The organism is Kribbella sp. CA-245084 (genome assembly GCF_050942355.1).
Lineage (GTDB): Bacteria > Actinomycetota > Actinomycetes > Propionibacteriales > Kribbellaceae > Kribbella.
Genome location: NZ_CP192053.1, coordinates 3,005,650 through 3,017,422 on the forward strand (window position 1 = coordinate 3,005,650; position 11,773 = coordinate 3,017,422).

Sequence of the window (11,773 nt, forward strand, 5' to 3'; positions counted from 1 at the left end):
GGCAACAAGGGAGACACCGCAATGATGACGCACGAACTGGCTGCGAGCGTGGTTCAGCTTGCCGTGCCCATGGCCGACCCCAACGTCCCTACGGGCGCGGACTTCAAGGACTGGGTCCTGGTCATCGCGGGGAACATCTTCATCGCGATCCTCGTGTTGCGTGCCATCGGCCACTACTTCAAGCGCGAGTGGGGCGAGCTGTTCGGCCACATCGCGGCCGGGGTGCTGGTCGGCGGGCTGATCTACGCCAACAACCAGACCATCAACGTGCTCAAGGGCTTTTGGGGATTGCTGTCCGGAGGTAATTGATGCGCGTCGGCCGTACCCTCACTCACCACTTCGAGATCGAGACCCGGCAGTACGACCTGCTCGGCATCGACCTCGGAGAAGGCGCCCGGCGCCGGATGATCATCTTCGGTGCGGTGATCATTCTGCTCTGGATCGCGTTGCTGTTCCCGTTCATCGGGGTGCCGCAGAAGGGCACCGTCAGTCTGTATGTCGTACCGCCGTTCGTGATCACCGCGTTCGGCTGGCGGCCCGGCAAGTTCCACGAACGCCGCCGCCGGGTGACGGAGTGGGCGCTGGCCGTGCGGTACGCGTTGCGTGCCCATCGCCCGATCATCGGTCTCGGCGCGCGGGCCGCCGACAAGACGGAGTACCTGCCGTGGCGTGAGCGCGTCGCGACCCGGAAGGTGGCCGACCTGGCCAAGGCCAGAGTGACGCCGGAGTGGGAACGCGAGGTCGTGGTGGAGCTCGATCCGATGGTCCGCGCGGGTGCGGACATCACCGTGAACCAGCGGGCCCGCCTGCTGGGTTCGGATCACGTACAACGGGTGAGTCGCAGGACGTCGTCAGGGAAGGGCCGCGAATGAAGATCGCTGACAAGCTCCTGAACCTGGTGGGGGTCGGCCGCGAGCGCGGCCTGCCGCCACCTCGTCTTGTTGCCATCGCCGACGGTCTGCTGGTGACCGAGCGCAGCGCCGAGGCGTGGTTCCTGATCTCGGTGGCGAACACGGACCTTGCCACCGAGTCCGAGCAGGACGCGGCTCTGGACGCGGCAGTCAGCGCTGCGGCGACGATTCTCGGCGACAGGCTCAGCCATCTGAAGGTGGTGTGGGGGCGCTCGACCGGTCAGGACTACATCGACTCGATGGCCGGCCATTACCGTCTGGGCGATCACGAGGCCTGGGCGCAGACCCGCGCCGACCGGATCGACGAAATGCGGATGCCCGAGCGGTACGTCGCGCTCGGCGTACATCTGAGTGACCGTGACCCGCGCGCGACCGCGCAGGTGCGGGGTTCGATCAGTGACGCTCTCGGTACGACGTCGTGGCGGGTCAGCGCGCGCGAGCTCGCGCACCTGGACGAGCGGGTGCGCAAGCTCGCTCGTCAGCTCGGCTCGACGGTCTGGCGTGCGCACACCGCGCCCGCCGAGGTGATCTCCTGGCTGATCAGCCGGGAGATGCATCGCGGTGCGGTCGCGGCGCCGCGGCGTGGTCTGATCACGGGCGCTTCGCTGGCTCGGCTGACGTCGGGGCGTGTGGTGCCGTACACCGATCATCTGCGGATTTATGACACGCGTGGGCAGATCGCGGCGTACACGACTGTTCTGGCGATGACCGACTTCCCCGAGGAGCTCGAGACTCCGGGCGCGGGGGAGTGGCTGCGGACGCTGTCGGAGATCAAGGCGATCGACGACGACGGTGACGAGATCGACGTTACCGTTGAGGCGTCTGTGCGCTTTCGGGTGTTGACGAAGAAGACTGCGCGCCACTTGGTCGACGAGACCCGGAAGAGCGCGAAGGAGCAGCGCCGTTCGGCCGCGAAGGGTACGGCGGAGGAGACCGCCGACGAGATCGTGGAGACCGAGCGTGTCATGCGTGAGGTCAAGCGCGACATCAACCGCAGTGGTCTGACGCTGGTCGAGGATCATCCGCGGTTGCTGGTCAGCGCTGACACGCGTGAAGACCTGGAAGCCTATGTAGACGCGGTTATCGCGCACTACGCGGACCGTGGCATCACTGTGGCCGCGGGCGCTGACGAGCAGCGCGACCTGTGGCTGGAGTCCTTGCCGGGCGACCAGTTGCGCGTGCCGGACCTTGGGCATGTGCGGGAGTCGACTGCGTTCTTCGGGTCCTGGTTCTGGGGCGGTGCGTCGATCGGTGACGCGACCGGTCCGGCTATTGGGTATCTGACGGGGTCGACGCCTGGTCTGGTGCGGTTCGATGCGGCTGCCGGTTCTGCTCTTGGTGACGCGACGACGACGCTCTTCCTGGGCCGGTCCGGTCGAGGCAAGACGACTGCAGCGATGCTGGGCGGTCTGGACTCCGCGTTCGCCGGCGCTTGGGTGCCGTTGCTCGACCTGAAGGGCGATGCTGCGGGTGTGTCGGCGGTCGCCGCTGAGTACGGCGTACCGACTGCTGTCATTGAGATCACTGCACAGTTCTCCGGTGCTGCGGACCTCCTGCGTGTGTTGCCTGTCGACGATGCGCTGCTGCAGGCGCCTTCGCAGCTCATGCTTCTGCTGCCGCCGCATCTGCGTGGTGCGGCCGAGGCTCCGGTCATGGCCGCGACGCGCGCCGAGATCCAGTCGCCTGATCCCTCGTCATGGGGCGTCATCCAGCGGTTGTGCGCTTCCGACTCGGAGACCGTGCGTACGGTCGGATTCGCCCTGCGCGACCTGGTCGAGACCGGTCTCGGTTCGGTCGTCGCCGGCCCGCCGTCCGGCCTCTCGTCCCTCACCACGAACCCGGGCCTCTGGGTCGTGCAGATGCCTGGCCTCACGCTGCCGTCGCCCGAGTCGGCGCCGGAGTCCTGGTCCCCGATCGAACGTGTCGGCATGGCCTGCCTCCGCGGCTGCCTCGCCTGGATGGTCCGTACGACGGGCCGCCGCGAGTTCCGCGGCCGCTCGAAGGTCGTCATCGTCCCCGAGGTCCACCTGCTGACGAAGACCCCGGACGGCGCGTCCTTCCTGGACTACATCGCCCGTGTAGGCCGTGCGCTCGGCGCCTCACTCGTCCTGGACACCCAGGACCCGGCGTCGATCTTGAAGCTTCCCGGTCTGGTCGAGCAGATCACGACCCTCTTCGCCTTCAGCCTGCGTTCCCGCGAGCAGGTCGACTCGCTGCTCGAGCTCCTGGGCCGCCCGCAGACCGCGCCGTACCAAACCCTGGTCCGCGGCATCAACACCGCCGCCAACGGCAAATCCATCCGCCACGGCCACTGCATCATGCGCGACCGCTGGGACGAAGTAGCCACCGTCCAGATCGACATCCCCAGCCAGCAGGTAGCAGCCCTCCTCCGCACCACCCCTGAATCCGAACACGCCAACACCCCCGCCCAACCCGCCCTGCCCACCGCACCCCCCGAAGACCCCTTCGCCGAAGACGAAGCCCTCCTCGAACCAGCCGCCACCGCCACCGCCCAATCCGAGGCCCACACCCAGGCGCCCACGCACGACGCCACCCCGTCCCCCAACGGCGCCTCACCCGCCCCCAACGGCAACCCGTCCTACGCCGGCCCTCCGGCCGCGCATAACGGTGGCCCTCCCGCCGCGCCTAACGGCGGCACGCCTGCCGCGCGTAACGGCGGCACACCTGCCGCGCATAACGCCGGCCCACCTGCCGCGCCTAACGGTGACAGGTCCTATGGCGGCCGTCCCGGCGCGTCTAACGGCGGCCCTGCCGGCGCGTCTAACGGCGGTCCTGCTGTCGCACCGAGCGACGACACGTCGTACCCCGGCACACCCGCTGCGCCTAACGGTGACACGTCCTACGGCGGCCCCCTCGCCGCGCCTCAGAACGGCGTACCCGCCTCGCCGAACGGCGCCACCCCGTCCCGGCCCACGGCCCCGCAGCACGCCAATCAGCACCCCGCGCCTTCGGCCCAGCAGCCGCCCGCCCAACTGAGCGCACCGGCCCAATCTGCATCACCGCAAGCGCAGTCCGGTCCCCCCGCCCCCGGACCGACCTACGCCTCCACGCCCTCGCCGGCAGACGAACCCCCGGTCCCGGTAGCCCAGCAAAACGGCCACCCACCAACCCCCAACGGCCAGGACCACGCCGTCGAAAACGGCCACCCCAACGGCCAGAACTCCCGCCCCACCCTCCGCCACGACTCGCCGATCGGCCCCGACGAGGTCTACGACCAAGAAGCCGACGAGGCCGCCTACAACGAAGCCATGTACCCCGCCCACCCCGACGACCCCACCCCCGACCCCGACCGCCCCACCGGCAACAAGGAGCACGTCGCATGAGGTGGCCCCGCCGCCTCCGAACCGCGGCCACGGTTCTCTCTATCTCTTTGATAATCACAGCCCAGTTCGCCCTGGCTGCCGACCCGAAGCCGACGCCTACCACGCCGACCGGCTTTGGCGATCTCCTGCCAACTCCAGATCTGACGCATGGCGACACCCGGACGTTGTTCGAGCAGTACGGACCGATGGTCTACGGGCTCGACTTTGAGAAGAGCATTCGGGATCCCATTGAGTCAGTCTTCAACGGGTACGCGCACATGGTGATGATGTACATCGTCGCCATTACGCGGGGTGCGATCTCGGTTGGATGGTGGTTGTTCTCATTCACGGACGTCAAGCCACTGACAGAGGCGACATCTACCACCATTGGCGCATCAAGTACTCAGTTGGTCGGATGGCTGCTGCCGTCAGCGCTGGCGTTCGGAGCGGTCGCGGCGTACACGCAGCGGAAGACGAGCGGTAGCGCCATGGGCCAGTTGGTCTGGGTTTTCGTCGCAGGCGTGCTCAGTGTCAGCTTTGCGCTGGCTCCAGGAACGTGGCTGCGCGGTGTTGACGGTGCACGCCAGCTGGGAGCCGACGCCATCATGTCGACCTCGGCTGACGCGATGGGCCCTACCATGCAGAATCCGTTGCCCTGGCCTGAACCTGGGTTTACAGGAACCTCTCGGGACACGTTGCTGAGGAAGTCCGCGGACGCCAGTTGGCGTGGATTCGCAGTTACGCCTTGGTGCATAGCCGAGTTCGGGTCCCTAGAGGCGTGCGGGCGGTACGGCAAGGGAATGCTGGACGCCGGAACAGACGCCGACGCGCGGTCGAAGTACATTGACTCCGTTATCGCCCCCGCTGAGGGCGGCGATGATGCGCCGACCGTGAAGTGGGTCAAGGGCGACAATGCGTTCGGTCGAATCGCGGTCGTAATGCTCGCGGCGATCGCGGCCACCTTGTTCGCGTTCCTGAACATCTCTTTGGCCTTCACGGCGCTGATGGCGTTTGTTGGTTGTCTGCTGCTGCTGGTCGTGGGGGTCTTCTTCGCTTGCTTGTGGATCATTCCTGGCAGACCGAGGCAGTGGGGGCTCAACTGGTTCGAGGCCTTGGTGGGCCTCGTCATCCAATCTTTCCTCGCGATGTTGATCTTCGGAACCGCGCTTACTCTGGTGACGGCGGTCTTCAGCCTTACCGGTGTGCTGGGATGGCTTCCTGTATCGGGTCTCGCCATCGCAGTTCTGATCGCGGGCTTCAGGTTGCGCCGATTGCTGGACAACCTCACGTCGATGATGCGTCCAGGCTCCGGAAGCATTCTGCTGGGCGGCCTTGCGCGACGGGGTGCGATTGGCGCCTTCAAACGAATTGTCGGCTCAATGGCGAGTCGCAATGCTGCGCCGGCCGTGACGGAGCGGAGACGCGACCTTCTCCGAGCAGGAGATGGCGGATCGCAGCGGGTCTCGTCTGTTCGTGTGTACCGGCAGGCTCCTGTGGTTGGTTCTCTGGGGCGGGGTTCGGCTGGTAGTTCGCCGCATGAGCTCACCTCGGGCATGGGTGGTCGCCGCATGGATGGAGCCGCTGGAAGTCCGAGCGGGGCCGGTCCCGGCGGTCAGCATGCGGCGGCTGCTGGTGCTGCTGGTGGAGCGGCTGGTCGGCTCGCCTCCGCAGCCAGTCCCGGCCGTACAACCTCGGGCCTCAACCTCGCTCGCGCGCGTTCGCAATCGAAGGACGCCGACAAGCGTCCGACGATCACGGTCACAAGTGCGGGAGTCGCGACGACCAACTCGTCGTCGGGTGGAGCACGTCGAGCCAGTGGTGACGCGCAGAAGGCCCGTCATTCGAGGCGGCCTATTCCGGTGCCTTCCAATGACGTCCGCTACGAGCCGCGTGCACACACGCACTCAGCGAGCCTGCGCGAAGGGCCGCCGAAGGGACAACGAGTACGGCGGAAGGCGTCGACGTCGCAGCCGCGGCGGTTCCGGGAGTACACGGCTGTCACCAAGGACGGCGTGACGGTGCACGTGCCGACGCGTAGGTGATGTCGGATGGCCCGGAAACCCAAATCGCCGCACGACCGCCGGGAAGGCGCCAACCAGTCGCGGCATCGCGCACCTGACCCGAGCGAGTCCGAGACGGACAGTCGGGAAGGTCGGTCGCGCCCTGATGCCCCTGAGGGCTGGCGCTCGCTGATGAGCAACGACTACGACTACCCGGAAGAGTTGGACGATCTCCACGGTCGCGACCGACGCCGTGCGAAGAAGAACTGGCGTCGTGACGATCATGTGCAGCGCATGGCCTGGCTGCGGAATCAACGCCAAGCCGAACCGACGAGCCCCGCGGCCATTGTGGTCCTGGTCGTCATCCTCGTCGTGGTCATCCTCGGTGTCGGCGGTGGGCTGCCGCGGCTGCTGGGCGGCAAGAACAAGGACGACGGCGCCCCGATCAGCTTGCTGACACCTGGTCGCTCGGTCGTACTCCCGACTGCACCGTCGACCCAGTCGAACCAACCCGTCGCACCCACGAGCTCTGACCTCACAACTCCGCCGCCCGAGACTCAACGACCGGCAGCCGAGGCGACAGCCATGGCGACCGATGTGGTCGGCGCGTGGGCGCGAGCCTTCTACACGCGCGACCCGGCAACGGAGACGTACGCCGCGCTGGTGGAGAAATGCGCGAAATACATGACCGATGAGGTCGCATCAAGCTTCACCGCTGCGGGAGATCCGACGTACGAAGCGCTCAAGAGCGACGGCGGTAAGTCGACGGTTCTCGCAGCTCCGGTCACCGCTCCGCCTGCAAATGCGGAGGCTCCGGTCGACACTCCGAGCCGCATTACCCGCTTCGTCAAGGTCACCATCGACGTCACCGGCAAGCACGCCCAGCGGTTCGACGTACCTCTGCTCATCACGCTCGCAAACCAGAACGGTCAGTGGGTCATCAGCGACGTGTCCGGCGGTACGGGACCGTGACGGCGGAGGACTGCGATGTTCGACGAGCGTGATCTCGGTCGTGGGCTCCTGTCGGTCGTCGGGCGAGGGTGGGTTGCCAAAGGTGCGGCCGCGCTGGCGATCATCGGAGTCGCAAGCCTGCTGATGCTTGCTCCGTTCGGTGGCGGTACGACGAACCAGGCTGCCTGCCCCGCCGGGATTCCCGGCCAGGGCGGCGACCCGAAGCCCAGCGGGCCACTTCGTACCACGCAGGTCGCTTTCGCCAAGCTGATCGACAGCGTCGCGGTTCGGCGAGGCCTACCGGGCAAAGCGACGCTGATCGCTTTGATGACGGCATTGGTGGAGTCGGATCTCCAGAACCTCACCTATGGTGACGCCGACTCGGTCGGTCTGTTCCAGCAGCGACCCGCGGCCGGCTGGGGTTCGCGGCTTCAAATCATGAATCCGCGGTACGCCGCCAACGCGTTCTTCGGCGGCTCCGAGGCGCCAGATCCGCCCGGACTTGTGGACATCAACGGCTGGCCCTCGATGGCTCTCGGTGATGCTGCTCAGGCAGTCCAGATATCGGCGTTCCCTGACAGGTACGCCGTACGCGAGCAAGAGGCCCGCGACATCGCCTCTGCGGCCGGCATCGATCTGAGCAGGGCTGGGAACCCGTACGCCGGTCGCACCGGCGCGCCGGCCGGCGGTTCGGTCGTCGATGGACTGCAGGACGACGACAACTGCGGTCAGTCGGGCGGATTGACCGCAGGCAAACCGGTCAACGGCGTCTGGCCACAGCAGAAGGCGACCGTCACAGACCCGACTGGTACCGGAGGTTTGGTGACGCCGCGTACGGCGGCCTGGGTCGCGGCAGCGCGCAAGAATCTCGGCAACCTGAGCATGAGCTGCTGGGACGCGCACGCATGGAACCCGACCAGCGACCATCCTCGCGGCCTGGCATGTGACGTCATGGTCGGCACCGACGCCAGAAAGTCCGCGCCCGCTCGCGCCCGCGGTGACCAGATCGCGAACTGGGCCGTAACCACCGCCGGACAGACCGGAGTGCACTACGTGATCTGGTACGGCAAGATCTGGTCCGCCCGCCGAGGCACCTGGATCCCCTACAACGGCGGCGGCGTCTACAACCCAACCGACGCCACCGGCGGCCACTTCGACCACGTCCACGTGTCCCTGTACTGATAATGGACGGACCCAACCCGCCCAACCCTGATGAGGAGAACCCCCGGATGGCAGGCCCTGGCGATCCCAACGATTCGAACAATGCTTGGGGCCACGATGCGGGGCAGCAGCCGCCCGCCGGTTTTGGGAGCGCCGCACCGCCACCACAATCGTGGGCGGAACTCCCAGCCGGACCGGCGGGCTCCGGTGGTGCGCATCAAGCGCGACGGGTTGAGGTGTCGACCGCATCGCTCCTGTTGTCAGCCGTGCCTTGGTTCTTCTGGAGCTTCGCTGTTGTCTCGTGGATCGTCGGCATCATCGGGTTCGGCTGGGGCTGGTTGCTTGTTCTGATCTGGTTTGCATCAGGCGCAGTTGTCTTCGTACGACCTGTAGAGGACGCGCTTGCGCGGTATCTCTTCCGACTGCGGCAGCCGACACTGGTCGAAGACCAGCGGTTGGGCCCTATCTGGCGTCAGTTGGCTGACCGGGCCGGAATACCGGAGAACCGATATGCGATCTGGATTCAGGAGTCGGACGATCCGAACGCTATTCCCACACCCGGGCACATCATTGCCACCACCCGGTGGGCTTTGTACACGCTGCCGCCGTCACACCTCGAGGCGATGCTGGCCCACGAGCTTGGCCACCATCTGGGTGGCCGTGACTGGCTCAGCCTACTGAGCTTCTGGTACTCGATACCGGCGCGCTGCGCCCTGATCGGTGTTCGTGCGCTGGGGCGCTTGATGCGTGCCGTACCCGCCGTCGGATGCGTTGTCATCGGCTTCGTTCTACTCGGGTATCTAGGTGTACTGCTGGCGGTGCTGACGTTCGATGACAGCTTTACGCTCCCGTTGCTCTTCTTGACCCCACTCGTAGCTCCACCGATCCTTGCTTGGCTGAGCCGGCGCGAGGTTCTTCAGGCTGATCGCCGGGCCGCAACCATGGGCTACGGGGCCACCCTGATCCAGGTTCTGTATGGCTGGCAGTTCCAGCATCAGCACGCTCTCGGGCGTGACGCCAGCCGCCGCTCGCACTTTATGGCGAGTGCGCCTTCGCTCCCTGACAGAGTGCGTGGGCTCGAGCAACTACAGCAGCGCCCATAACAAACGCGGCCCGGCGCTGAGCGCCGCTCTACTCCTCGATCCGCCTGACTTCGTGGGTGGCGTTTGGGTTGGTGAAGGCGAGGAGTTTGTGGGCTTCTGATTCGATCGAGGCCCAGGCTTGGTGGGAGAGCCTTGTGGTGGGGGTTATTTGTAGGGTGGTTTGGGTTTTGGATTTGGATTGGGTCCATAGGGCTTTGGTGTGGCCGTTGTGGAGGATTGTGCCTTTGGTTAGGAGGGTTTGTAGGGGGAGGGAATTGGGGGTGGGGGTGGGGGTGAAGCGGGTTCGGTCGGCGTGGGAGAGGAGGAGGTTGTCGTATTCGGGGAGGAAGCGGGTGGGGGGTTCGGTGTCTTCGGGTGGGAGGGGGATTTCGGGGAGGTCGTAGAGGGGGCGGTTGGAGTCGGGGGTGGTGTAGGTGCGGAGGTCCAAGTGGTCGAAGATTTCGGTCAGGTGGGTTAGACCGGACCAGGTTTGGGCGTCGGCAACCGTTGCAGGGCCGTAGGCGGCCAGGTAGCGGAGTACCAGGGCTTCTGCGGAGGGCTTGGTGGTGATGGGGGAGTTGAGCCAGAGGTCGGCGGTGGTCATGGTGGGGTTGCCGCCTTTGTTCCAGATGCCTCGGGGTGGGATCTGGATGGTGGGGAGGAGGCAGCGGACGGCGTGGGCGAGGGCGGCGGGTTCGCGGTCGGGCCAGAGTTTGGCGAGGTGTTCGCGGAGTTGGACGGCGGTGGCGGGGCTCTGGGTCATGCGGTCGATGCCGGCCTGGAGTACGGCGTCCATGTCGAGGCCCTCGAGGCGGTGCCGGCCGTAGGTGATGTTCTGGTAGATCTCGCGGTCGAGGCGGGGCTGGATGAGCGGTCGGAACGCGAGGAAGTCGCGGCTCGAGACCAGGTGGATGGTTGCCCGCATCAACGAACCGCGGACTGCCTGGCGGTCCTCGAGGAGCTTGACCAGTTCGTCAGGCTGGAAGTTCTGAAGCCGGGTCCACAGGCCGACGTACGGCGCCAGCGGGGCCTGGGCCTGCATGCCGGCCAGGTGTTCGATCGCTTCGAGGGCGGTGGCGTCGTGGCGTTCGAGCAGCCATTGGCGGTCGAGCGTGGCACGGTTCAGTGCCTGCAGGCTCAGCGTCGTCATGACGGGATCCTCTCCTGAGTGTTGCTCCAACGCTAGGAGAGGTAGCGGTCAGAAACTGTCCGCTTCCAAACCCAGGCCGGCTACGAACGCAGTGAGGAGATCGCGCCCGGCGGGCCACAGGTCGAGGTTGCTAGCGGTGTTTATGTGGCCTAGGTCGCGGAGGGGGATGTGGGGCGTTGCCCAGGATCTGGCCAGGCGAGTCGCGGCGGCGGGGCTGCAGTAGGGGTCGTCGGTGCTGGTGACGAGGACGGTGGGAACGGGGAGCCGAGGAGTGGGGAGGGAGGTGAAGGTTGGTAGGCGGTCTGTGGGGAAGGTGGGCGCCTGGGGGTCGGGCGGGGCTACGAGGAAGGCGCCTTTGATGCGGGTGGGTGGGGATAACTGGGTGAGCCAGTGAGCTAGGGCGTGGCAGCCCAGGCTGTGGGTTATGAAGGTGATGTGGTCGGGGGCCTGAGCGACGGCTCGGGTGATGGCGTTGGACCAGTCGGTGAGGTCGGGGGAGATCCAGGACGCGGGCTGGATGCGGATGGTGGGGGTGAGCCATTCGGACTCCCAGCGGGACTGCCAGTGATGTACGTCGGAGCCGTCGAGGCCGGGGATGATGACGAAGGTCATGAACTCTCCTTTGGACATGAACGCCTGCCATCATGGAGGAGTCATCGCCGTACGGCGCCCTGAGCTGATGAAACGAAGGTCGATGAGCGAGGCAACGATTGGTTCATTGGACCCGATCGACCGGGAGATCCTGGCGATCCTGCAGACCGACGGCAGGCTGAGCGGGGCCGATATCGGGCGGAAGGTGAACCTGTCGCAGCCAGCGGTTTCGGCGCGGATCCAGCGCCTGGAACGCTCCGGCGTGATCACCGGGTACCGCGCGGTCGTCGACCCCGCGAAGGTCGGGCTCAACATCCACGCCGTCGTCCGCGTCCGGACGACGCACGCCCGGATCCCCGAGTCGCTCGAGTTGTTCGCGACGTTGCGGGAGGTTGTCGCGACGTACCGGCTGACCGGTGAGGACTGCTTCCTGCTCGACGTCCATGCGCCCGACGCCGGACGGCTCGAGCAGGTGGTCGACGCGATCGGCCGGCTGGGGCCGGTGAGCACCTCCCTGGTACTGCGTGAGTACCCGGGCAAGCCGCTCGCCTTCGCGTAACAGGATTTCCCTTGCCGCCGTGAAAACCGCAGAATCACGCGGAGT

Annotated in this window: 10 protein-coding genes; 8 read left to right on the forward strand and 2 right to left on the reverse strand. The window is 66.5% G+C overall.

Going from position 1 to position 11,773, the window contains the following annotated elements; all coding sequences use genetic code 11:
* Positions 1 to 24 precede the first annotated feature (24 nt).
* From ACQPYH_RS14570 to ACQPYH_RS14600, 7 genes are read left to right on the forward strand one after another with little or no spacing between them, the layout of a single operon-like run.
* Entirely contained in the window at positions 25 to 309 is a 285-nt protein-coding gene (locus ACQPYH_RS14570; protein WP_233714649.1) for a hypothetical protein, read from the forward strand.
* Positions 309 to 872 (forward strand): hypothetical protein, encoded by a 564-nt coding sequence (locus ACQPYH_RS14575; protein WP_432891335.1) that lies wholly within the window; start codon positions 309 to 311, stop codon positions 870 to 872. Before ACQPYH_RS14570 ends, ACQPYH_RS14575 begins: the two co-directional genes overlap by 1 nt.
* A complete protein-coding gene (locus ACQPYH_RS14580; RefSeq protein ID WP_432891338.1) occupies positions 869 to 4,255 on the forward strand; it encodes an ATP-binding protein in 3,387 nt (1,128 codons plus the stop codon). Before ACQPYH_RS14575 ends, ACQPYH_RS14580 begins: the two co-directional genes overlap by 4 nt.
* Entirely contained in the window at positions 4,252 to 6,276 is a 2,025-nt protein-coding gene (locus ACQPYH_RS14585; RefSeq protein WP_432891340.1) for a hypothetical protein, read from the forward strand. Before ACQPYH_RS14580 ends, ACQPYH_RS14585 begins: the two co-directional genes overlap by 4 nt.
* 6 nt (positions 6,277 to 6,282) lie before the next feature.
* A complete protein-coding gene (locus ACQPYH_RS14590) occupies positions 6,283 to 7,206 on the forward strand; it encodes a hypothetical protein (RefSeq protein WP_432891343.1) in 924 nt (307 codons plus the stop codon).
* 15 nt (positions 7,207 to 7,221) lie between these two features.
* Complete coding sequence (locus tag ACQPYH_RS14595) at positions 7,222 to 8,367, forward strand: hypothetical protein (RefSeq protein ID WP_432891346.1); 1,146 nt, start codon at positions 7,222 to 7,224, stop codon at positions 8,365 to 8,367.
* Between the two features lie 47 nt (positions 8,368 to 8,414).
* Positions 8,415 to 9,449, forward strand: a complete 1,035-nt coding sequence (locus ACQPYH_RS14600) for a M48 family metalloprotease (RefSeq protein ID WP_432891349.1) — start codon at positions 8,415 to 8,417, stop codon at positions 9,447 to 9,449.
* Positions 9,450 to 9,477: 28 nt separating this feature from the next.
* On the opposite strand, the gene ACQPYH_RS14605 is transcribed toward ACQPYH_RS14600, so the two are convergent.
* Positions 9,478 to 10,578 carry a winged helix DNA-binding domain-containing protein gene (locus ACQPYH_RS14605; protein ID WP_432891352.1) on the reverse strand — a complete coding sequence of 367 codons (1,101 nt, stop codon included), beginning with the start codon at positions 10,576 to 10,578 and terminating at the stop codon, positions 9,478 to 9,480.
* Positions 10,579 to 10,626: 48 nt separating this feature from the next.
* Positions 10,627 to 11,190, reverse strand: a complete 564-nt coding sequence (locus tag ACQPYH_RS14610; protein WP_432891355.1) for an RBBP9/YdeN family alpha/beta hydrolase — start codon at positions 11,188 to 11,190, stop codon at positions 10,627 to 10,629.
* A gap of 82 nt (positions 11,191 to 11,272) precedes the next feature.
* Between ACQPYH_RS14610 and ACQPYH_RS14615 the strand changes: the two genes are divergently transcribed.
* Positions 11,273 to 11,728: an Lrp/AsnC family transcriptional regulator gene (locus ACQPYH_RS14615; protein WP_432891358.1), complete on the forward strand. Its 456-nt coding sequence runs from the start codon at positions 11,273 to 11,275 to the stop codon at positions 11,726 to 11,728.
* The last annotated feature ends 45 nt before the right edge of the window (positions 11,729 to 11,773 follow it).

Bases quoted from the DNA above. Each gene is read 5' to 3' on its own strand.
- ACQPYH_RS14595 (WP_432891346.1), top strand. From the start codon at position 7,222: ATGTTCGACGAGCGTGATCTCGGTCGTGGGCTCCTGTCGGTCGTCGGG.
- ACQPYH_RS14615 (WP_432891358.1), top strand. From the start codon at position 11,273: ATGAGCGAGGCAACGATTGGTTCATTGGACCCGATCGACCGGGAGATC.
- ACQPYH_RS14605 (WP_432891352.1), bottom strand. From the start codon at position 10,578: ATGACGACGCTGAGCCTGCAGGCACTGAACCGTGCCACGCTCGACCGC.
- ACQPYH_RS14600 (WP_432891349.1), top strand. From the start codon at position 8,415: ATGGCAGGCCCTGGCGATCCCAACGATTCGAACAATGCTTGGGGCCAC.
- ACQPYH_RS14570 (WP_233714649.1), top strand. From the start codon at position 25: ATGACGCACGAACTGGCTGCGAGCGTGGTTCAGCTTGCCGTGCCCATG.
- ACQPYH_RS14590 (WP_432891343.1), top strand. From the start codon at position 6,283: ATGGCCCGGAAACCCAAATCGCCGCACGACCGCCGGGAAGGCGCCAAC.
- ACQPYH_RS14610 (WP_432891355.1), bottom strand. From the start codon at position 11,190: ATGACCTTCGTCATCATCCCCGGCCTCGACGGCTCCGACGTACATCAC.
- ACQPYH_RS14585 (WP_432891340.1), top strand. From the start codon at position 4,252: ATGAGGTGGCCCCGCCGCCTCCGAACCGCGGCCACGGTTCTCTCTATC.
- ACQPYH_RS14575 (WP_432891335.1), top strand. From the start codon at position 309: ATGCGCGTCGGCCGTACCCTCACTCACCACTTCGAGATCGAGACCCGG.
- ACQPYH_RS14580 (WP_432891338.1), top strand. From the start codon at position 869: ATGAAGATCGCTGACAAGCTCCTGAACCTGGTGGGGGTCGGCCGCGAG.